The organism is Ectobacillus sp. JY-23, from assembly GCF_023022965.1.
Classification (GTDB): Bacteria; Bacillota; Bacilli; order Bacillales; family Bacillaceae_G; genus Ectobacillus.
This window is the reverse complement of the sequence record NZ_CP095462.1, coordinates 3,630,846-3,651,505: the sequence shown is the minus strand read 5'-3', so window position 1 is coordinate 3,651,505 and position 20,660 is coordinate 3,630,846. Positions and strand designations below refer to the sequence as shown.

Sequence of the window (20,660 nt, the reverse complement as noted above, 5' to 3'; positions counted from 1 at the left end):
ATCTCCCCCTCTCTTTTTAGCAAAATAATATGTTAGTAGAAATTCATTGATTGGAGACTAGCTGTTGCTTATGACGCTGCAGTTTGCTTTCAGACAGAGTGAATAGTTTTTCGAGCAAGATCGCTATCAGATAGTAAATGATAGACAATGTAATATATACTTCCAAAGCATGCGCAGTCGCCGATATTAAGGTATCACCTCTCCCCAGCATATCCATTACACCGATTGTAAAAGCGAGCGAAGTATCTTTAAGAAACCCAATCACAGAATTAGCAAAGTTAGGAAACGAAGTAACTAGGGCTTGCGGGAGCACAATACGTATAAAGGTTTGCTTTTCATTCATTCCTATTGTGTATGCCGCTTCAGCCTGACCTTTTTCTACGTTTGCCACGCCGCCTCTGATGATTTCAGAGAAAGAGGCTCCACTGCTTAATGCATAGGTGATAATGACAAACACCAATGGATCAACCCGAGAAAGGTCAATATAAATCCACTCTAAAATGGCTGGTAATCCGTAAAAAATCAAAAATAGTTGAATGAGTATGGGCGTACCTCTCATAAACGACACATATACAGCAGCAATTTGACGAGCTACTGGAATATGGTAGATGCGAGGCAGCGCTACGATAAATCCAATAACGATGCCAAGCAGAACAGAAACTACAAGTATCAACAATGTAATATGAAGGTAGGAAATGAGTTTAGGAAAGAAATTCAAAACAAGTGCAATATCGAATGCTTGCCCCATGGTTCACCTCTTTCACTTAATTTTCAACAGAGTAATCGTCACCAAGCCACTGTTTGCTTAATTTCTTGAGTGTGCCGTCGGCTTTTAGTTTTCTAATAGCTTGATCTGTTTTGGCTTGTAAATCCGTTTCCTCTTTATTAAATAAAAAATATACCTTTGAATTGATGATGATATCTCCCACTACCTTTTGCTGAGCATCAATCGCCTTATTGTTAAAATCCACCGCAAAAGGTGTGGCAAGGGTGGCGTCTGCACGTCCAGTCTTCAGCTGTGTATTGGCATCATCGGCTCCTTGACCTGCGTATATAATTTCAATTTTCTTTCCATTTTGCTTGTTATATTTTTCAAGGAAAACAGCTGCATTGCTGGTTGCTCCCACAATAACTTTTTTCCCGTCCAGATCATGAATGGAAGCAATGTCATTTGTATGTTTATTGACTGTAATGTAAAGAGGGGAATAGTTATATGTTTCATCATTGAATAAAAACTTCTTCTTACGCTCTTCATTGACAGCCATATTATGAGCAATCATATCAATCTTTTTTGTTTCTAAACTCAACAGCAAATTTGAGAATTCCATCGTTTTAAATTCAAACTCATATTCGGGCAGAAGCTTATCAATTGCCCTGACAACTTCTACATCATAACCTGTCAATTTGCCATTTTTGTCAATGAAGCAGATATTAGGAAATTGCGTCCCCGTTCCGACTACGACTTTCTTTACACGCTGATTATCTTTATCAGCTTTAGTTGACACAGTGTCATTGCACCCTCCTATGACTGTAAGCATCGTCAAAAGCAACATGACTCTGATTTTCTTCAATATGCTTCTCTCCCTATCATTCTTGTACTGTATAATCCGCTCCCAGCCATTTTGTGCTCAGTTTGGTCAGAGTTCCATCTTTCTTAATTTCTTTTACCGCTTCATCCACTCTACTTTTCAGCTTTTCTTCGTCTTTACGCAAAAGGAAGTATACTTTTGAGTTAGAAAGCGCCGGACCGACAACCTTTTGTTGCGCATCCGCTGCTTTGTTCAAAAAATCCACTGCAAATGGGGTACTAATTGTCGCATCTACACGACCTGTTTTCAGCTGTGTTTTTGTGTCGTCTGCTCCTTGACCTGCGTATACAATATTGATTTTGTTTCCATTCTCTTTATTATATTTATCAATCAGAACGGCTGAGTTACTTGTTGCGCTCACAATGACCTTCTTTCCTTTCAAATCTTCGACTGACTTGATATCGTTGTTATCTTGTCGTACAACCACTTTTAACGGGAAAACATTATAAGGCTCATTGTTGAATAGGAACTTCTTTTGTCTTTCTTCATTCACTTCCATCTGATGCGCAATTAAATCAATCTTTTTCGTCTCCAAGCTTAAAAGTAAATTGGAGAACTCCATCGTCTTGAACTCGAACTCATAGTCCGGTAGACGTTTATCAATCTCACGTATTAACTCCACATCATAACCAGTCAATTTCCCTTTCTCATCAATAAAGCAGATGTTAGGAAATTGTGTCCCTGTGCCGACAATAATTTTTTTGACTTGAGCTGTTTTCTCCGAATTACTTGAACTTGTCGTCTCTTTTACACTCCCACATCCCGAAACCACTAAACCAGCAGCAAGCACAAGCGCTGTTATACTGAACTTTTTCATCTTCTTCCCCCTATTTATCATGTTTTTGTAATTTGTACGCCTTAAGCGTTCCTTTCTACAAGCTCTTCGATACGCTTATAGTCTTTTTCCAGCACCGCCTCAAATCTTCCATTTGCTCCAATCTCAACAACCGGCACATATCGAACACCATACTTCAGCTCCAGAATATCTCTGAGGTAATCTCGCCCTTCTATATCAACAAGCTCATAGGCATATTTGTTTGCTTGCAAATATGCTTTGATTTCATCGCAATGATGGCAACCTGTTCTGCTCCAAACAACGATTGTTTTTGTTTCTGACATTAACTGGACTCCTCCTCTCCTGTAATCGAGTTTCTTCTATAATATATCTGTTTCATATGCCAAAAGAGGGAACGATTCCTGGCCTAATTTTCTGTTCCCCCTTCCTGTGCCGGTTACTTACTGCTGTTTAGCTTCAGCTACAAACAATTCTGGTCGTAAGACTTTTCTTAAAAATACACCTTTTCCATGCTCCCCATAATCCACTTCATAAAATCGTTCATATCCTTTTCTTTCATACATTGAAATCAACCACGGATGCTTATCGGATGTTCCTAACGCTACAGCTGAAGCTTTTAATGTATCTCTAATAATCACTTCCTCAACGTAAGTTAAGATCTTTGAACCCAGTCCCTGTTTTTTGTAGATGGGATCTACAGCAAACCACCAAACGCACGGCAAATCCGTCACCTCTTCAAATGCTCTCACGGAAAGAGTGGCTGCAATGACACCATCTTTCTCTAAGACGTAGCAATCATGATTTTCAATGTTGTGCTTTACTAACTCTAGGTCGGCGGTTGCCGCCGGAAATTGAATGCCCAGCTCTCTGATTGGCTCATAAGCGCGCAACGTAACATGCAGCAGCTCCTCAGCGTCATCCAAGGTGGCCAACCGGTATCTTTCCCCCATATTTACCCCTCCGTTTACTAAATTTGTTCAGCTGTTGATCTTACTTTCTTCCCTTTGCCGTGTATAGCGATTTACAGGCTTCTTTAGTCCCAAGTTTCCTCGTAGCGTATCATGTTCGTATTCCGTTCTGAATAAACCGCGTTCTTGCAAAATAGGAACCACATAATCCACAAAATCATTCAAACCATCAGGGAACACCGCACTCGCAATCATAAAACCATCAGCAGCTTCTTCTTCAAACCACCTTTGCACTGCATCCGCAATTTGAAGCGGTGTACCTATAAACTCTTTCTTTGGCGTGGTGACTCGTAAAGCAACTTCACGTAGGGTTAAATCTTCTTCTTTGGCCATCCGCTTGATTTTTTCTGTGGTACTCTGAAACCCTTGACTTCCTAAATCCCCCAAGTCAGGGAACGCTTCATCCAGTGGATATCGAGAAAAATCAAAGTGATCGAAAAAGCGTCCCAAATAGTCCAGAGCTATATGAATATCTACTAAACTAGCAATCTCTTGATACTTTCGGTCCGCCTCCTCTTCCGTTCTTCCTACGATAGGACTGATTCCTGGAAAAATAAGAATATCTGTGGCGGCTCTTCCATAAGAGATTGCTCTACTTTTCACATCCTGATAAAAACGCTTCGCTTCTTCTATATTGTCATGACCTGTAAATACGGCATCCGCTTGCTTTGCTGCTAGCTCTTTGCCAGCTTCTGAAGAACCAGCTTGAAAAACGACGGGGTGCCCTTGCTCAGACCTGGCAATATTCAGTGGTCCTTGAATGGAAAAAAACTTTCCTTTATGATTTAATCGATGCATTTTTTTTGAATCAATGAAAATCCCTTTATCTTTATCTCGAATAAAAGCATCATCCTCCCACGAATCCCATAATCCTTTTGTCACTTCAATGAACTCTTCTGCAATTTCATAGCGAAGTTCATGTGCAGGATGCTTATCCTTACTATAGTTCAAAGCTGATCCCTCCAAAGGAGAGGTGACTGCATTCCACCCTGCTCGGCCCTTGCTAATCTTATCGATGGAAGCAAATTGCCTTGCGACCGTATAAGGCTCACTATAGGAAGTAGAAAGAGTGCCCACTAACCCTATATGAGAGCTTGCTCCCGCCAAAGCGGCCAATAACGTGATCGGCTCAAAACGGTTTAAAAAGTTTGGATGCGATTTCTCAGTGATATATAAGCCATCAGCTACAAAGGCCAAGTCAAATTTTCCTGATTCAGCTTTTTCTACGAGTTGTTTATAGAATGCGAAATTTACACTTGCATCCGCTACAGCATTTGGATGTCGCCATGCGGCTATATGTCCTCCTGGTCCATGAAGCATTGTTCCCAATTTAAGTTTTCGTTTACTTACCACTTCAACGCCTCCTTCTTAACTGATTACAAACGAGTTATAAACAACAAAGCTATCTTTTCCTCACCTTCTTGCTTCACCAGATGTGACATTTCGCTCAGCCAATAGCTTTTCGACAGAGTTGCTAAGTCGTTTAGCTGTATCATCGTCAGTCACCTGATTTTCTAGCACATAAGAATCTAAAACGAAAACACCCGAAAGAATTTGTTCAGATCCCAGAATACTAAGTAAAGGCTTAAGACTGAATTCAAGACTCAATACATGCTTTGCTGTACCTCCTACAACAATGGGGAGAACAACCTTGCCTCTTAAGATATTGGATGGCAGCAAATCAAGAACCGTTTTCAAAGCCCCTGTGTAGGATCCTTTATAAATGGGAGTTGCAATTACAATCGCACTGGCTTCTTCAATGTGTTTGATAAGCTCTGTAACTTGGGGGCTTTGAAAATTTCCATAGATTAAGTCCTCTGCTTCAAAATCACGTATTGCAAAGCTTTTGGTGCTTCTTCCCTGCGCTTGAATCAAAGTAGCAACATAGTGAATGACCTGAGATGTTCTAGAGTTATTTGAAACGCCTCCAGAAATCAATATAATGTTTGTCATCGTTCTCCTCCTCACATTTGAACACAATAAGGCCCCTGTCATATACAGGAGCCTTTGGTGGTCCAATCGGCTTTATTATTCTCAAACCCTAAAACTAACTAAACACATCTGTAAACTATGATTTTAGGCTAATTTGAAGCGAATTATTCAAAATATTCGTTGCCGAATTTTATTTTTGTAGCCAGACCTGCTTCAAATTCCATCAGTTTTTTTACCAGCCCTCCATTCCCAAATCGCACAAATTTTTGTTCTTCCGGCTCTGACTCCGTTTCTCTTACAAAATGCAAGAAGGCCACAATGTAGGTACGGCGATACAGAATATTATGTACACCGCTGCTATAAAACCATTTATCAATTGTGTTGTATACTGATTTGTTCAGCTTATAGCGATGGTTACACCAATGAAAAAAGTGGACATCAGGAAGGTGTAGGTATTGACTTTTCTCAAGAGGGTTGCTCTTTTTTGTTTGTGATTTACTGTCGGATGCATTCGCACGACGCTTCATACACAACTGCCTCCTTTCTTACATAATTACTCACCTATATAAAAAAAGCTCTTAGCACAAGTATCGCTACTTTATACCAAGAGCTTCCGGTGGACCGGTTAGCCACATTTCACTACAATATATGAACTATTATAGTACCTCACAAAAAAGTTATGTCCAATTTTACTTATAGGTAATATAAGATTTACAAACAAAGTGTCGTTATTGATGAAGAAGCTAAAAATAAAGACTCTTCTGTATCAATACGATAAGAAGAGTCCCCTATGTAAGATCTCTTCTTATCTTTCGGGTTATATGACCCGCTGGAATTGGCACAGTACTTTAAAAGTCTTTTGCCGAGGTTTCTTCGGGCCAGTCCCTCCACCTCTCTTGATAAGAATTACGTCCACTATTCAATTGGCTTTATGTAACTCTCCTCGGTTTCTCGAGGATTTACTAAAATATATAATCCTAGAAAGCGAATGTCAACAATTTTTTTAATTTTTTAATTTTTTAAAACTTTATTGTTTAGTCAAAGTTATATGTCTCATACGTTTCAGTCCATAGCCTTCCTTCTTCAAACAAATATATGCTTTTCTTTTTTTACCCGTTCTGTTAGAATAGCACCTAATTATTCCTACAGGTTTTATAGGGATTAAAGTGTATTTCAATTGATAACGGAAGGGACTGCTTGCATGTTACGATTAAGTATTTTAGATCAAAGTCCGATTTACGATAACGAAACGGCGCTTCAAGCCTTTCAACGAACCATTCTTCTTGCACAAGAAGCGGAAAAATGGGGATATCATCGTTTTTGGGTATCCGAGCATCACGACTCAGATCAAGTTGCCGGCTCTTCTCCCGAAGTTTTAATTTCACACTTATTAGCAAAAACCGAGCGAATTCGAATTGGCTCTGGAGGCGTTATGCTGCAGCATTACAGTCCATACAAAGTGGCAGAAAATTTTCATGTCCTCGAATCACTGGCTCCTAATCGTGTCGATTTAGGAATTGGGAGAGCGCCAGGGGGACTACCACATTCTACAAAAGCTTTGCAACAAGGAAATGATATGAGGCCTCTATTTGAAAAACTAATAGAGTTAGAACAATTTCTTCATGACAAGTTGGAGCCAACTCATCCTCTACATGGTTTAAAAGCGCAGCCCATTCCTCGATATCCTTTGCACATTTACTTGCTCGGAGCGAGTACATCTAGTGCAAGTGTAGCAGCAAACTTAGGCTTCTCTTATGTATTCGCGCAATTTATCAACAGCGATGAAAATACCATTGCCGAAGCATTTAAAACCTATCAGAAGAATTTTAATATGGAAAAAGGCACGCCCCATTCTATTCTGGCAGTCTCTCTTATCGTAACAGATACGGACGAAGAAGCTAAAGAGTTGGCTGCTGATGCAAAAATCGTCAAAATCCATCTCGAAAGCGGAAAGACATTAACTCTTCCAAGCGTGGAAAAAGCGGAGGAGTACGGGAAACAGGCTGGAGAAAATTATACGATTACCATTCACGATGCTAATATTATTCATGGTTCTCAAGAGACTGTACGTAATACATTATTAACACTTCAACAAACATATCATTTGGAAGAGTTTATCATTACAACCCCCATTAAAGATTTCAACAAACGTCTTTATTCCTACAAAATATTAAAAGATGCTTTTTCAGAGCTTATTCCAAGATAAAGTTTCTACCACCTTTACCTTGCTAAGAAATTAGTATATTCCTATAAACATTGATATTCGAATCTTATAGGAATATCTGCTTTTCTCAACATAGATATCTGATTAAACCCAGTTATAAGAATTACCCGAAAGGACTGATGATAATGAAAGCTCCACTTCCCACAACAACCTTAAGCAATCTTGAAGAAAAGCTAGTAGCTATTCGACGACATTTACACCAGTATCCCGAACTTTCCAACGAGGAATTTGAGACTACAAAATATATACGCCAATGTTTAGAGGAGGCGAATATTACTATTTTGGAAACAGAATTACAAACAGGGCTCATTGCAGAAATATCGGGTGATACAGAGGGGCCAATCATTGCCTTACGCGCCGATATTGATGCTTTGCCTGTTAACGAGCAAAGTGGTTTACCTTTCGCTTCTAAAATCCCCGGAAAGATGCACGCTTGCGGTCATGACTTTCATACAGCGGCAATGATTGGTGCTGCATACTTGCTGAAACAAAAAGAACATGCATTGAAGGGTACTGTACGATTTATTTTTCAGCCTGCTGAAGAAAATGGTGGCGGTGCCAAAAAAGTAATATCTGCAGGTTTATTAACAGATGTGCAAGCCATTTTCGGTATGCACAACAAGCCTGATTTACCGGTAGGAACGATAGGTATTAAACAGGGGGCCTTAATGTCTGGTGTAGATCGATTTGAGATTGAGGTGCAAGGAATGGGCACTCACGCAGCAGTTCCTGATGCTGGTATTGATCCCATTGTTGCCGCTTCTCATATTGTCATCGCGCTACAATCTATTGTCAGCCGTAACCTTAGCCCGTTCCAGCACGCGGTCATTAGTGTCGCAAATGTACATGCTGGCACAACTTGGAATGTTATCCCGGCAAACGCTATGTTAGAAGGTACTGTTCGTACATTTGATGAAAAAGTTCGCGCTACTATTCCTACAATGATTCGGCGAGTAATGGATGGTACGGCAAATGCATACGGTGCACAAGCAAAGCTGCATTGGTATGCAGGTCCTCCTCCCGTACAAAACGATGCCCAGCTGACAACGCTTGCCGTTCAAGCCGCTGAAAAGACAGGTTTGACCATAGTTGAAGCTACGCCATCCATGGCAGGAGAGGATTTCGCTTTTTATCAAAAAGACATTCCTGGCTCCTTCGTATTTATGGGTACATCCGGAACAGAGGAATGGCACCATCCCGCATTTACGGTAGATGAACGCGCTTTACCTCTTAGCGCGCAATACTTTGCTACATTGGCGATAGATACATTACAGACAATGAGTAAAGACCGATAATACCTGAAAAGGTCCTTAACCTTGAGCAGTTAAGGACCTTTTTATGTGTTATGGCTTAAGTACGCATGTTCATTTTACGTGATACAGCATCTATTTCATCATCAGGCTGTAAAATTGGCACATCCGCCGTAATGGTATTAGGGTATTTGATTCCTGCCCCGGTATTCAAAGCAATTACTGTTTCGTCCGGTCCAATCCATCCGTCTTTTCTCAATTGACGAGCCGCAACAAATACAGCCGCTCCTTCCGGGCAAACAAAGGTTCCTTCGAGTGACGCCACTGTCCTTACCTCCGCCAAGATTTCGTCATCCTTGACCGCAACGGCACATCCATTTGTGGCGTACAGCGCTTCTAGCACAAGAAAATCACCAAGTGCTTTTGGCACGTTAATACCGAAGGCGATCGTGGAAGAGCTTTCCCAAAACGCAGAAACTGCCTTTCCTTCTTGCCATGCTTTTACAATTGGGGCGCATCCTTCCGCTTGTACAGCTACTAATCTAGGCAGCTTGCCCGTTACCCATCCAAGCTCCTGTAGCTCTCGCAAGGCTTTATAGATACCAATAAGGCCTACTCCTCCGCCTGTAGGATATAAGATGACATCAGGCAGTTTCCAATGCAGCTGTTCTGCAATCTCAAGACCCATTGTTTTTTTGCCTTCTATGCGATAAGGCTCTTTTAGCGTAGATGCATCAAACATCTCCCCATGTTTTACCGCTTTTCCTACGATTTTACCGGCATCACTAATCAATCCGTTTACAAGCAGCAGGTTGGCATCTGCGGCAACGCACTCTTTTCTTGTAATGCTTGGTGCATCGGTCGGCATAACAATAGTAGCTTTAATACCTGCTCGCGCGGCATACAAGGACCAAGCTGCACCGGCGTTTCCATTTGTCGGCATCGCCAGTTCCTTCACACCAAGCTCCTTAGCTTTTGAAACGCCGACTGCCGCCCCACGTGCTTTAAATGTGCCCGTCGGTATAACACCCTCATCTTTCATATACAGCTGGCGAATCTCCATATCCGCCCCTAGTCTAGGCATCGAAAGCAAGGGTGTCATACCTTCTCCCATAGATACAACATGCTCCGGACGCTCAACCGGCAGCAATTCATGATATCTCCACAGACTTCCTTCTCTTCCTATTAAATCCTGCGGAGAGAGCTTATGCTTTAACGTTTCTAAGTCATATTGTACGAGTAGCGGAGAGCCGCACGCACACAGCTGTTGCTGGTGCGCCGTACTATATTCCGTATTGCATGTTGGGCAAAGCAAGTGTGATACATAGCTATATCTCATAGTCATTCCCCCTGTGATGAGCTGATGAAACAAAAAAGAGACGGCTTCACCTAGTTACACATAGGAAAAAGCCGCCTCCAGTTTTTCTGGTCAGCACGATTTTGTTATTTGTACGATTCCATTCTACAAAAACAACCCTTATATAATACGAAATTATAATTAAACATATAGGAAAAGTAAACATAATTGTCTGTATATGATAAAAGTCTACTGTTTTCCTAGCAGGCTCCGCTTAGTTTAAGCTGAAGACCAGGATAAAACAGGCTGTAGAGAAACCTTCTCCACAGCCTAAATGTGTATATTATGCCGCCTGACTACGTGTGACGGCTTTTTTAATCCAATCTTTTCCTTCCACAAAGCGGGTAACCAGCATGGCTGAGACTGTATTTCCTGTGCTGTTTAGCAGGGTTGCAGGCGCATCAATGATGGTCGAAATGACCGCGATAATCGGTAGCACTTCCGGAGAGAATCCGTAGATAGAGATAATCAGCATCTCACCGATCATGCCGCCCCCTGGAATGGCCCCCATCACAGCCCCTACTAAAAAGGCCACCGCAAGAATGCTGACGATGCTTGTAAAAGAAGTCATGTCTTTTCCAAATAAGCTGAACAAAAATACGATTTTTAAAATACCACCGATAACGGAACCGTCTTTATGTGTATTCGCACCCAATGGGATGACCGTTTCTGCGATATCCTGCGGCACGCCCATCTTTTTTGTCGCTGCCAGGTTGACCGGAATTGATGCGGCTGAAGAGCAAGTCGCAACTGCCGTAATAGAAGGAGCTGCGGCATGCTTCCAAAATAATTTCACGCCTTCTTTTCGACCAGCAATCCAGGCATACAAGGTAAAAAAGCCGAAGTAATATACAAGCGTAATCACAAGATACAGTAAAAATGCTCTACCGTAGCCCTGGAGAATTTGCGGCCCCAGCTCACCAACGACTGAAGCGAAATAACAGCCCAGTCCAATTGGCGCATAGTACATCACAATGTGGACAAACTTCATAGCTACCTCTTGCCCAGAAGCCAAAAAGCTCGCAATTGGACGGCCTTTTTCACCAGCCAGAGCCGTTGCAGTGCCAAACAATACAGAAAAAATAATGAGCTGTAAAATGTGAGATTTAGAAAACAGATCTGAAAAGTCAGAGACAGTAAACGTGAGAACAAGCTGGTTCATGAGCGAAACGTCCTCATCCCCTTGCTGTGTGCCAGCCATCAATTCCTTGATGCCGGAAACATCCGTATTATGAATAGGGTTGTAAATAGATGCCCCAAACATGCCAAGAACCGCAGCAACGATCGCTGTCGCAACAAATACAAGAGCGGTGCTCGACATAATTTTGCCAAGACGCTTCATTCCGTTCATGTTCGCAATGGCCGACGATACACTGAAAAATACAAGCGGCACGATAATCATAAACATGAGATTAAGGAATACATCTCCCAGCGGTTTAACGATAGATGCTTTCGGCCCAGCAATATAGCCGATAATTCCTCCAAGCAGGATTGCAAACAGCAAAATAAACGATGATTTGTAATTTTTAAATACATTGCTTATCATGGTAAAACCCCCTCCATTCTACTCTCTGAGAGCTCCGTTCCTGTTGTGTGCTTCATGCGCCATATGATGGCGCATGAACATGGAGATGCATTCGCAAAACATAAAAAAACGCGCGAAGTGATGTTCACGCGTTTTTGAAAACAATTATCATTTATATCATCCTAAAATAATAATAGCTCGTTTTTTAAGCATCAACATCTCTTTAACAGCTCCCCACAAATATATCTATTTGTGACAGTTCAGCACTTATTCAATACTGACCCAGTATAAGCGATAGCATGGATATCCTATACTTCGGCATACAATCCCTTTCACTTGCTTTCATCGATCCCATTCATCTCCAGCAAGCTACTCTTGATATGATGCACCTCTATCTTCAGAGAGTAAAATAATATTTATTTGTATACGATATTATAATCACGAATCTATTTTTACGTCAAGGAGAATAAATACGTCCCCAGCAGGCAAGTGCACCCGCTCGGTTACAGCCACTCTTTTCCATGCTTGCGAATGAATGCAATTTCTTCTTGATAGTGATCATAATGGCCTTCGTCAATCATTTTTTGAAATGCCTTATCGCCTTCACTGGCTTTCCTTTGCATGGTTTTGCATAAGGCTTCTACGCGCAGCAATACCATTTCTAAACACCCTTTTTCTATGCCCTTCATACCATAGGAATCAAAAAACAAGGCAACCCGCTTTTTAATTCGCTCGGCATCCTTTGCCGCGTCATAATATACAGCCTCGCCTGCTTCTGTATGATACAGCCGGCTTAAAGGAACGCAGGTGTAAAGGGCATAGACGATATCCCAAAGTCTTGGCCCCGGCGCAGCCATATCAAAATCAATAAACCCTACTGGTGTTTCATTCTGAAAAATAATGTTGTAGATGGCAAAATCATTATGACAGATCACTTCAAATGGCTGCGGCGTGTTATCAAGCGGCTGCCAATCTTCTTCTATTGGAAAATCGCGCACCGCATCATGATAGCGACGAAGCAGGCTGGCGATTTTTTGTAATGCCTTATCTGACCACATGTATGTTTTCAACGGGTAGTTGCCTGCTTCTCCTTTAATAAAGGATAAGACCTCTCTCCCTTTTTCATCAATCCCTAAAAATCTTGGCACACCATCTAGCCCTTTGCTTTCCAGGTGTTTGAGCAATGTGTGAATCCTAACACTATCAGGCTTCCATTCTCGCCGAACAGTATTTCCTGCGCGATAGACGCTTGAGACATTTCCCCCTGTTAGCTTTTCTTCGTTTTCGTACTGGCTGTTCATTACAATTCCCCCTAGTTAGGGACGCAATCATTGTGTATCGAGATGTATATTTGCCCATAAAAAAAACAGATATACAAAGGTATCTGCTTGGCAATGGGAATAGCATTGTCCACATCATGTGTCCCTTGAATGATTTTGAGATCGACAAACACACGTACCCTGATTTAAGGACTGCAATTGTCTCTATCTAGTTTCATCATCATTTCAAGTTAATCCACATATGTAGTATCGATTCCCCTCTCATTACATCTCTCATTTATAGGTTACCATAAACATCCAAATAAATAAAGGGAATTTTCAAAATCCGTAAGCCTCTTCCTTACTCTCATCCCCGCGGTGTCACTAAAGCAGCAAAAAAGACGATGCGGAGTGCATCGTCTTTTTCTTATTGCCGCGCTGGCTTATGCTGTAAATAGCTCGCAATCCATGCGATGGTAGCCGCACCTAACAGATAGCCAAGCAAGATGAATAGCTGTACGCGCAGCTGCGACCAATCTCCAAGCGTGATTACATCCTGCAGACCGCGCAGAGAATGTGCCATTGGCAGCATCTGCCCGATTTCCCGCAAGATCGGTGCGTTAAGCTCGCCCGGGAAGGTACCGCCGCTTGTTGATAGCTGCAGCACCAACAGCGTGACCGCCGCAAATTTTCCAACAAAGCCAAACAACGTAATCAGCATAAAAATAAATGTCATAAAGGTAAATGACACCGTGATGCTCGACAGGATAAACAGCGGCACGCTGGCCACCTTCATGTGAAATCCGAATAAGATAACGGCATCCACAATGAACGCCTGTATGAGGCCGATCGTGTATACAAGCCCTAACTTGTTAATTACATGTGTTGTACCGCTAACCTGCATATCCTGTCTCTTTCCAAGCGATAAAATGTTGGCTGACATAATGCCGCCCACATAAAAGGCCAACGATAAGAAATACGGCGCAATGCCTACGCCATAGTTTGGCACATGAGAGAGCTTTGTTTCTACAAGTCGCACTGGCTCTGCAAACATAGCAGAGCTTGCGTCATCGCTCCGAACAGCCGCTGTTTGCTGCGCGGCAGCATGCAGCTGATCAGATAGCTGCGCTGTACCGTCTGTTAAACGACCTAACCCACTTGTCAAGCTTGCGGTACCGTCAGACAGTGCCGCACCGCCGCTTGCTAGCTTGGTAATCCCCGTATGAAGGACTGTAAAACCGTTGCCCCACGCCTCTACACCACCTTGCAGCTGTGTGGCGCCGTCTGCCAACTGCTTAGCGCCTGCTGCTGCCTCGTTCAGCTTACCACCTAGCTGCGTTATGCCGCTTGCAAGGCGCGCTTGTTCCGCAGATACGTTACGGGCTCCCTGCGCCAGCTCTTTTTCGCTGCTTTGCAGTTGATCTGCACCTGAAGCCAGGCTAGCCGACATTGCTGCGATTTGCTGAAAAGCAGCTTCCTGACGCGCCTCCGGATGACTTGCCATATAGGCCTGCAGCTGCTTATCCATAGCCGCCGCGTCGCTTGCCAGCTGCGTTTGTTCTTGCAGCTGCTTCTCACTTCCTGCCGTCCAGGCCTGCGTGCGCTCAGCAAGCTCATTCATGCCGTTGCCGAGAGTCTGTGCACCGGCTGCCAGCTGCTCCGTTCCCGCTTCTAGCTGCTCCGTACCTGCTGTAACGCGTGCCGCCCCCTGTGTTAATTGCGGCTGCTTTTCAAGCAGTGTATCACTGCCCGCTTTCACGCCTTGAACGCCTGCGTCAAGCTTACCGATGCCCTCGGATAACCGCGCTGCACCTTCCTTAGCATCGTTCGTTCCGGCGCCAAGTCGATCGGCACCGTCTCCTGCTTCCTCAAATCCCTTCGCTACTTCCTGAAACTTTGAAAGCACACCGTCGGCATACGATTTAGTAATGCCGTTTGCCACCTTCGTTTTCATTTTTTCAATCGCTGTGCTGCTGATTTGTGCCGCCACATAGTTTTTGCCAGGATTAATGGTATACAACAAGTTTGCCGGCTCTGGCTTCTCCCCCAGCAGTGTGCCCACATGCTGTGAAAAATCCTGAGGCACCGTCACAACCATATAATACTTGCCATCCTTCAGTCCCTGATCCGCCGCGCTTTTGGACACAAAGCGAAAATCCAGTTCTTTGTTTTTCTTAAGCTCGTCCGTAAAATCGCGTCCAGCTTCGATCGCTGCACCGTCCTTAACCACACCTTGATCTAAGTTCACCACGGCTACAGGCAAATGATCCAGGCGACCATACGGATTCCAATAGCCCGCCAAGAAAAAGCCTGAATAAATAAGCGGTACGATACAAAGAAAAATAAGCGCAACTTTGCCGCGCCTGTGCTTCCACATCGCTTTTATATCTCGTCCGACGAGTTGTAAGCCCTTCATGCAGCTCACTCCTTTCTCTACACTCTATCTATCATACGCTCGATATTTGATATTGTATAATACATAATTTCATATATATTCATAGCTTTCAGGCTATAATAGAAAGAAAATAGATAAAGGAAGAGATCACGATGGAATTACTACAGCTCGAATACTTTCGCACGGTTGCACGCTTGGAGCATATGACAAAGGCCGCTAAGGAGCTACAGATTGCGCAGCCCTCTTTAAGTAAAACCATTGCCCGCCTTGAAGAAGATCTTGGTGTTCCGTTGTTTGACCGGCAAAATCGGCATATACGCCTAAACGCCTATGGCAAGCTGTTTCTAGCTCGTGTGAATAATGTGTTCAATGAACTACAGGAAGGCAAACGAGAGGTACTGGCTCTTACGGAGCATGTCCAAAACACCATTGTTCTTGCTGTTTCTATTCCCAGAGTGCTGCCGGATTTATTGGGCTCCTTTTTACAGCTGCACCCCAACGCCCGCTTTCAGCAATTCTTAGAGGGTGCTTCCTCTATGGAACACCTGCTTACACAGGCTGAAATTGACTTTTGCATTTCCTCCGTACCGATGATTGGTGAGGATGTTATTTGGGAGCCGCTCATTACAGAGGAGATTTTTTTGATTGTTCCGCCCGGACATCATCTTGCTAAGCGAGAAAGAATTAGGCTCGATGAAGTGCGTAATGAACGATTCGTCAGTATGAACACAGGGTACGGCTTCCGCAACCTTACCGACAGCTTTTGTTCACAAGCGGGCTTTACACCGCAAATTGCCTTTGAAGGAGACGAACCCGGTGTCATCCGCGACCTCGTCCAGCAAGGGCTTGGCGTCGCCTTTGTACCCGGCATCTCCTGGGTACGCGACGAAAGCTCGTTTCCTAATCGCATCCGCATCACGCACCCAACCTGTCAGCGTACGATAGGCATCGGCTGGTCCAAGCGCCGTTACCTCTCGCCCGTTGCCACGGAGTTCCGTTCGTTTGTCACCGACTACTTTGCTAAAGTAGCGCTTCGCCTGCAGCAGCTATCAAAAAAGTCTCCGCACTAAGCGCGGAGACTTTTTCTTGATAAAGCTACAACTTCTTCTATTACAATAGGCACTTCATCTGTATGCTGCAGTACAAACAAATAATCCGCTTCTCCTTCTGCTGGATCTATCTCAGGCTGTGCCTGCTGCTTCGCAAGCACCTCGGCAAACGTCGTATACGGCCCTCTCATAATGGTCGTGCTACGCGTGCTTTCTTGTACTCTTTCATGCAGCACTTCATCCGGTATAGCAAAATGGACCAAAATCCGTACGAATTGCGCAGGCGGAAACACGTCCTCTAGCAATGTTTTTCTAGCATTTTGGCTGCGGTTCGCATTGCATACAATGATATGCGCATCGGTCTGCGTTTTCGCATACTCCACAAGCAGCTGCGAGAGTGCATGCTTAATCACGTTAGGTCCCTCCTGCGGCATAAGACGCTCATAGTATGTATGCAAAAATGCCGCCTGGTTGTCCTGGTCCATCACGACCGCGTTCGGAAGCTCCTTTTCCAGCCTGCGCGCAAATGTTGTTTTACCGCTATGTGTTTTGCCGACCGTGATTACGGCTAGTCGTTTCATAAGGTACCTCGCTTTTTCATAATTCTTACGCTCTCTCACCTTCTAATCGCTTCACCAAATAATAACGCTTATGCAGCTCTGTTGGATGCCCATCTACAATCCCAATGACCTCATAGCCATTGCGCTGATAAAAATCCGGTGCCTGAAAGCTGAACGTATCAAGCTGGATAAGTCGGCAGCTGTGCTCTTTTGCTGCCTCCTCCATTTTTGCTAGCAGCTGCTTGCCATATCCTTTGCCGCGCAGCGCTTCTTCTAGCCACAAAAAGTCAACATGCATACATTGCCAAAACATGGTCCCTGTAATACCGCCTACAATTTGATCCTGCTCATCTCGGAGCAAAAAGCTAATAGGCTTCATCGGATGATTTACTTCCTCAGGAAGCTGAGAAAGATTGTATTCAATTAACTTCGTGCGAATGTACTCCCGGTCTTCCTGCGTCCACTGTTCTGTAATTTGCATACGATTTCTCCTCCTTGTTATTCCTGCTTCACCTCAAACTGACTGACAAGCTCATACGGACGAACTCGAAATGCTTCGTGCGGGATAAAATGGCCGGCTCTTGCATCACGCAGCCGTACCAGAAACTGCTCACGTGTAATGAGCTTCTCTGCTTCTTCCGGCTTGACAAACAATGCCTCAGACGTTTCTCCGGCTGCGGGACGCGCTTCACCCGCTTCGTACGCGCCGCGAAATACGACGCACACAACACCGCTTGAAAGGTTTTGATAGATGCCCGTAATGCCGTGCAATCGCACCTGTACACCTGTTTCCTCCAGCACCTCCCGGCGAATTGCCGACTCTAGCGTTTCTCCTTCCTCTACTTGTCCGCCTGGCATCTCCATCGTATCCGCGCGGTGCAGATTCCGAACAAGCAGCACCTCACCCGCTTCGTTCGTAATATAAGCGCTGACTGCGACGATGTGCTGTGGCGGGCAATAGGTCGTGGCGGTGAAGAACTCCTGCCTGCTTTCGATATACAACGCGCCCAGCTCTTTGCGCTTTTCCTGCGCCATTTTATGTAAATCACTGCTTTTTACGTTACGTTCAATCTCCTCATACTGCTGCTTATCACGATACGCCCACATTGCCACAATCTCATCCTGCGCTTCGTTTACCCAGCGCCCGATCAGCTTTGCGCCGTGTTTGATTTGGTTCGGATATAGGTAGGTGTGAAAAAAATCGTTGAAGTCATTTAGCTTTTCAGGTTGAATGTTATACGTTTTTCTTCTATACAGCATACAATCGCCCCCCTCTTTTCAAATCATATCATAAATTGATTGTTTTTTTGGAAAATTACCAATACAACAGACAGCGCTGGCTTTGGCATCTTTAAGCTGAATCTAGGTAGATAAAACTAAACACCCGCTACAATAGGAAGAGGATAGATATGTGAGATATCTATCCTCTTTCTCTGTTTCTCGTACGCCCTTATCCCCCAGCCGCAGCTGCCCCAGGTGCTGGTGCAGGCTGCCTTTGCCCTAATTCTTGATCTAGCAGTAGCACTGCTGCCGGGTTGTTTTGCGCTAATTTTAAGCGGTCGACAATCGTTTGAGATTGCGCCTCTTCGTCTACCTGTTCCTTTAAAAACTCTTGGATGATAATCAAGGTTTGTTGATCATTGTTCATTTTATTCACATAGTCATACGCTTGGCGATAGGAATTCGTGACAAACTGTTCGTGCTCTAGCACCTTTTGAAATGTTTCTAACGGCGTGCCGTACTCGGTTGGCTGCGCTGGTACAGCCTTTAGTTCGACTGTTCCGCCGCGATTCACCAGGTAATCCATGAGCTTTAGCATATGCAGTCTTTCCTCCTCTGACTGCAGCCGAAGCCACGTCCCCATCCCCTTGAAGTTTAGCTTATTCATATAGTTTGACATGGCTAAATACAAAGTGGATGATACATGTTCAATTTGAATAAGATTATTGATGAGCTGTTCCATTTGTTCATTAGGCATGCTGTTCTCTCCCCCATTCCGTGCTCTCCTATCTATTCATACTCGTTTATGCACTTTTATAGTAGTAATTTCATACATTCTTATGTTTCGAATTGATTCGATTGTTGCTTTCCGTCACGTGAGTTCGCTTGCTACGAGCAGTTAAGGCGCTGTTCCAGGGTAAAGCGAACACAAAGAAAAAAGCCTCCTAAAAGGCTTTTCACTTCGATATATGCAGTCATTTGATGCTAGTTTTGGTTAATAGAACATGAGGCAAGACTTATTTGCTTTTGTCTAGTTGATAAGAAAGAATAACGACGCCTGAGCTGGTCGTTTTTGTTTGCATGAGTTGAAAAGCCTTTGTATCGATGCCGTTTTGAAAAAGACGTTTGCCATGTCCTACAATCACAGGATGAATCATAACGTGATATTCATCAATAAGGTCGTGCTGCAGCAATGTTTGGATAAGATCACCACTGCCGTAAACTAAAAGGCTCTGACCGGACTGTTCCTTTAACCTTCCGATTTCTTCTACAACATTACCCTCAATTAGATTTGCCTGCCACTCTACTTCTTTTAACGTTGTCGAAGCTACAAATTTAGGCATGCTGTTCATCTTAGCAGCAAACCCTTCTTCATCCGTCATGGAAGGCCAAGCAGCTGCAAAGCCTTGATACGTGACACGTCCAAGCAAAAGAGCTTCGCTTTCAAACAGTAAGTCAGATTGAAACTTTGCTATTTCTTCATTGAAGTATGGTGCAGTCCAAGCCGGCTCTTCCATCACGCCATCTAGCGACAAGTACATTGAGACAATGATTTTTCTCATGTGATTCTCCCTTAGTTTGGTTTGTCAAACAATTATTATTTCTTTAAACAGAGCGATTTTCCTTTTTAACAGCTTTATTATGTGTCTCGCATTCATACAACGTAACAAGCGCGGCACTTATTATCTCGCCTCGTTCAAGCGGAAAAGCATAGGATTGTTACATAATGAAGCGTCTCATTTGTCAATACTATGAAAGGAAAGAAACTGTTCGTTTGGAAACTATTAGCTAGATTGTTTCATTACATGATTGCTTGATACGATGAACTACAAAAATGCTGGTAAAGGGTGGATTTCCTTTGTATAAAGATATGGCTATCGAGTTAATCGGCGGATTTGTTGCGCTTTTGATCATGCTGAAGGTGTTAGGAAAAATTCAATTCGCGCAAATTACTCCCTTTGACTTTATTACAGCGCTCGTTCTAGGAAATATTGTGGGAGATGCAGTATTTGAAGAAAGCGCAGGATTGCGGGAAATATTGTATAGTATTTTTATCTGGGGGTTGCTGATTTATACCATCGAGTTTGTAACGCTAAAATCATACCCTCTTCGTAAGCTTATGGAAGGAAAACCAACACTGCTTATCAATAAAGGGGAAATTGTTTATAAAGAGTTAAAGAAAAATAAATTAGATTTAAATCAACTCCAGCACTTATTACGGCTCCAAGGTTTTTTTTCTATATATGAAGCTGAGTATGTCATTTTAGAGGTGGACGGAAAAATCAGTGTAGCTCCGAAGCACGAATACAGTCCAGCTACCAAGCAGGATCTCCATCTGAAGCATCAGGATGTGTTTCTGCCCATTGCACTTATACTCGATGGCGAATTGATTCCTAATAATCTCCAAGAATCCGGTCACAGTGAGGCATGGCTAAAACAACAGCTTGCCAAAAAAGGAATTAAGCAGTATAAGGATGTCATGTATGCAGAATGGGAGAGAAATAAAGGACTGCGGCTGACACGGTTTTAAATAAC

21 protein-coding genes and 2 riboswitches are annotated in these 20,660 nt (G+C 43.4%); of the genes, 4 read left to right on the top strand and 17 right to left on the bottom strand.

The features are described from left to right. Positions 1 to 43: 43 nt before the first annotated feature. From MUG87_RS18435 to MUG87_RS18400, 8 genes are all read right to left on the bottom strand, one after another. The gene (locus tag MUG87_RS18435) at positions 44 to 748 is read right to left on the bottom strand and encodes an amino acid ABC transporter permease (RefSeq protein ID WP_247084115.1); all 705 of its coding nucleotides are present in this window, start codon (positions 746 to 748) and stop codon (positions 44 to 46) included. 16 nt (positions 749 to 764) lie between these two features. Continuing rightward, positions 765 to 1,571 (bottom strand): amino acid ABC transporter substrate-binding protein, encoded by an 807-nt coding sequence (locus MUG87_RS18430; protein WP_281503659.1) that lies wholly within the window; start codon positions 1,569 to 1,571, stop codon positions 765 to 767. Positions 1,572 to 1,587: 16 nt separating this feature from the next. Continuing rightward, positions 1,588 to 2,406, bottom strand: coding sequence for an amino acid ABC transporter substrate-binding protein (locus MUG87_RS18425; protein WP_247084114.1), 819 nt, complete (start codon positions 2,404 to 2,406; stop codon positions 1,588 to 1,590). 41 nt (positions 2,407 to 2,447) lie between these two features. After that, positions 2,448 to 2,708, bottom strand: coding sequence for a glutaredoxin family protein (locus tag MUG87_RS18420; protein ID WP_247084113.1), 261 nt, complete (start codon positions 2,706 to 2,708; stop codon positions 2,448 to 2,450). A gap of 117 nt (positions 2,709 to 2,825) precedes the next feature. Next, positions 2,826 to 3,335: a GNAT family N-acetyltransferase gene (locus tag MUG87_RS18415; RefSeq protein WP_247084112.1), complete on the bottom strand. Its 510-nt coding sequence runs from the start codon at positions 3,333 to 3,335 to the stop codon at positions 2,826 to 2,828. A gap of 27 nt (positions 3,336 to 3,362) precedes the next feature. Beyond that, positions 3,363 to 4,706: an LLM class flavin-dependent oxidoreductase gene (locus MUG87_RS18410; protein WP_247084111.1), complete on the bottom strand. Its 1,344-nt coding sequence runs from the start codon at positions 4,704 to 4,706 to the stop codon at positions 3,363 to 3,365. Between the two features lie 60 nt (positions 4,707 to 4,766). Beyond that, positions 4,767 to 5,306, bottom strand: coding sequence for an NADPH-dependent FMN reductase (gene ssuE, locus MUG87_RS18405; protein ID WP_247084109.1), 540 nt, complete (start codon positions 5,304 to 5,306; stop codon positions 4,767 to 4,769). A gap of 143 nt (positions 5,307 to 5,449) precedes the next feature. After that, a complete protein-coding gene (locus MUG87_RS18400; RefSeq protein WP_247084107.1) occupies positions 5,450 to 5,812 on the bottom strand; it encodes a hypothetical protein in 363 nt (120 codons plus the stop codon). 275 nt (positions 5,813 to 6,087) lie between these two features. Further along, positions 6,088 to 6,191: riboswitch (SAM riboswitch) on the bottom strand. 295 nt (positions 6,192 to 6,486) lie between these two features. Here MUG87_RS18400 and MUG87_RS18395 point away from each other — a divergent pair. Next, positions 6,487 to 7,491, top strand: coding sequence for an LLM class flavin-dependent oxidoreductase (locus tag MUG87_RS18395; protein WP_247084106.1), 1,005 nt, complete (start codon positions 6,487 to 6,489; stop codon positions 7,489 to 7,491). A gap of 143 nt (positions 7,492 to 7,634) precedes the next feature. Then, positions 7,635 to 8,804, top strand: coding sequence for a M20 peptidase aminoacylase family protein (locus MUG87_RS18390; protein WP_247084105.1), 1,170 nt, complete (start codon positions 7,635 to 7,637; stop codon positions 8,802 to 8,804). 55 nt (positions 8,805 to 8,859) lie between these two features. Here the strand turns inward: MUG87_RS18390 and MUG87_RS18385 are convergent, their stop codons facing one another. The 4 genes from MUG87_RS18385 to MUG87_RS18370 form a co-directional block, all read right to left on the bottom strand. Next, positions 8,860 to 10,098: a threonine synthase gene (locus tag MUG87_RS18385; RefSeq protein WP_247084104.1), complete on the bottom strand. Its 1,239-nt coding sequence runs from the start codon at positions 10,096 to 10,098 to the stop codon at positions 8,860 to 8,862. 301 nt (positions 10,099 to 10,399) lie between these two features. Then, complete coding sequence (locus tag MUG87_RS18380) at positions 10,400 to 11,662, bottom strand: dicarboxylate/amino acid:cation symporter (protein ID WP_247084103.1); 1,263 nt, start codon at positions 11,660 to 11,662, stop codon at positions 10,400 to 10,402. Positions 11,663 to 11,860: 198 nt separating this feature from the next. Continuing rightward, a riboswitch (Lysine riboswitch) is annotated at positions 11,861 to 12,043 on the bottom strand. 101 nt (positions 12,044 to 12,144) lie between these two features. Beyond that, positions 12,145 to 12,942: a phosphotransferase gene (locus MUG87_RS18375; RefSeq protein WP_247084102.1), complete on the bottom strand. Its 798-nt coding sequence runs from the start codon at positions 12,940 to 12,942 to the stop codon at positions 12,145 to 12,147. A gap of 385 nt (positions 12,943 to 13,327) precedes the next feature. After that, positions 13,328 to 15,316, bottom strand: a complete 1,989-nt coding sequence (locus MUG87_RS18370; RefSeq protein ID WP_247084101.1) for a YhgE/Pip domain-containing protein — start codon at positions 15,314 to 15,316, stop codon at positions 13,328 to 13,330. A 131-nt stretch (positions 15,317 to 15,447) separates the two neighbouring features. Here MUG87_RS18370 and MUG87_RS18365 point away from each other — a divergent pair, with 131 nt between their 5' ends. Further along, the gene (locus tag MUG87_RS18365; protein WP_247084100.1) at positions 15,448 to 16,365 is read left to right on the top strand and encodes a LysR family transcriptional regulator; all 918 of its coding nucleotides are present in this window, start codon (positions 15,448 to 15,450) and stop codon (positions 16,363 to 16,365) included. On the opposite strand, the gene MUG87_RS18360 is transcribed toward MUG87_RS18365, so the two are convergent. From MUG87_RS18360 to MUG87_RS18340, 5 genes are all read right to left on the bottom strand, one after another. Then, a complete protein-coding gene (locus MUG87_RS18360; RefSeq protein WP_247084099.1) occupies positions 16,362 to 16,925 on the bottom strand; it encodes an AAA family ATPase in 564 nt (187 codons plus the stop codon). The genes MUG87_RS18365 and MUG87_RS18360 overlap by 4 nt on opposite strands. A 25-nt stretch (positions 16,926 to 16,950) precedes the next feature. After that, the gene (locus tag MUG87_RS18355; RefSeq protein WP_247084098.1) at positions 16,951 to 17,385 is read right to left on the bottom strand and encodes a GNAT family N-acetyltransferase; all 435 of its coding nucleotides are present in this window, start codon (positions 17,383 to 17,385) and stop codon (positions 16,951 to 16,953) included. Between the two features lie 17 nt (positions 17,386 to 17,402). After that, positions 17,403 to 18,164, bottom strand: coding sequence for an NUDIX domain-containing protein (locus MUG87_RS18350; protein WP_247084097.1), 762 nt, complete (start codon positions 18,162 to 18,164; stop codon positions 17,403 to 17,405). Between the two features lie 190 nt (positions 18,165 to 18,354). Beyond that, positions 18,355 to 18,882: a ferritin gene (locus tag MUG87_RS18345; protein ID WP_247084096.1), complete on the bottom strand. Its 528-nt coding sequence runs from the start codon at positions 18,880 to 18,882 to the stop codon at positions 18,355 to 18,357. 259 nt (positions 18,883 to 19,141) lie between these two features. Then, entirely contained in the window at positions 19,142 to 19,687 is a 546-nt protein-coding gene (locus MUG87_RS18340; RefSeq protein WP_247084095.1) for a dihydrofolate reductase family protein, read from the bottom strand. Positions 19,688 to 19,959: 272 nt separating this feature from the next. On the opposite strand from MUG87_RS18340, the gene MUG87_RS18335 reads away from it, so the two are divergent. Continuing rightward, complete coding sequence (locus tag MUG87_RS18335; protein ID WP_247084094.1) at positions 19,960 to 20,655, top strand: DUF421 domain-containing protein; 696 nt, start codon at positions 19,960 to 19,962, stop codon at positions 20,653 to 20,655. Positions 20,656 to 20,660: the final 5 nt, after the last annotated feature.

Excerpts from the sequence above, each read along its gene's own strand:
- MUG87_RS18435 (WP_247084115.1), bottom strand. The coding sequence starts at position 748 with ATGGGGCAAGCATTCGATATTGCACTTGTTTTGAATTTCTTTCCTAAA.
- MUG87_RS18425 (WP_247084114.1), bottom strand. The coding sequence starts at position 2,406 with ATGAAAAAGTTCAGTATAACAGCGCTTGTGCTTGCTGCTGGTTTAGTG.
- MUG87_RS18420 (WP_247084113.1), bottom strand. The coding sequence starts at position 2,708 with ATGTCAGAAACAAAAACAATCGTTGTTTGGAGCAGAACAGGTTGCCAT.
- MUG87_RS18415 (WP_247084112.1), bottom strand. The coding sequence starts at position 3,335 with ATGGGGGAAAGATACCGGTTGGCCACCTTGGATGACGCTGAGGAGCTG.
- ssuE (WP_247084109.1), bottom strand. The coding sequence starts at position 5,306 with ATGACAAACATTATATTGATTTCTGGAGGCGTTTCAAATAACTCTAGA.
- MUG87_RS18400 (WP_247084107.1), bottom strand. The coding sequence starts at position 5,812 with ATGAAGCGTCGTGCGAATGCATCCGACAGTAAATCACAAACAAAAAAG.
- MUG87_RS18395 (WP_247084106.1), top strand. The coding sequence starts at position 6,487 with ATGTTACGATTAAGTATTTTAGATCAAAGTCCGATTTACGATAACGAA.
- MUG87_RS18390 (WP_247084105.1), top strand. The coding sequence starts at position 7,635 with ATGAAAGCTCCACTTCCCACAACAACCTTAAGCAATCTTGAAGAAAAG.
- MUG87_RS18385 (WP_247084104.1), bottom strand. The coding sequence starts at position 10,098 with ATGAGATATAGCTATGTATCACACTTGCTTTGCCCAACATGCAATACG.
- MUG87_RS18380 (WP_247084103.1), bottom strand. The coding sequence starts at position 11,662 with ATGATAAGCAATGTATTTAAAAATTACAAATCATCGTTTATTTTGCTG.
- MUG87_RS18375 (WP_247084102.1), bottom strand. The coding sequence starts at position 12,942 with ATGAACAGCCAGTACGAAAACGAAGAAAAGCTAACAGGGGGAAATGTC.
- MUG87_RS18370 (WP_247084101.1), bottom strand. The coding sequence starts at position 15,316 with ATGAAGGGCTTACAACTCGTCGGACGAGATATAAAAGCGATGTGGAAG.
- MUG87_RS18365 (WP_247084100.1), top strand. The coding sequence starts at position 15,448 with ATGGAATTACTACAGCTCGAATACTTTCGCACGGTTGCACGCTTGGAG.
- MUG87_RS18360 (WP_247084099.1), bottom strand. The coding sequence starts at position 16,925 with ATGAAACGACTAGCCGTAATCACGGTCGGCAAAACACATAGCGGTAAA.
- MUG87_RS18355 (WP_247084098.1), bottom strand. The coding sequence starts at position 17,385 with ATGCAAATTACAGAACAGTGGACGCAGGAAGACCGGGAGTACATTCGC.
- MUG87_RS18350 (WP_247084097.1), bottom strand. The coding sequence starts at position 18,164 with ATGCTGTATAGAAGAAAAACGTATAACATTCAACCTGAAAAGCTAAAT.
- MUG87_RS18345 (WP_247084096.1), bottom strand. The coding sequence starts at position 18,882 with ATGCCTAATGAACAAATGGAACAGCTCATCAATAATCTTATTCAAATT.
- MUG87_RS18340 (WP_247084095.1), bottom strand. The coding sequence starts at position 19,687 with ATGAGAAAAATCATTGTCTCAATGTACTTGTCGCTAGATGGCGTGATG.
- MUG87_RS18335 (WP_247084094.1), top strand. The coding sequence starts at position 19,960 with ATGCTGGTAAAGGGTGGATTTCCTTTGTATAAAGATATGGCTATCGAG.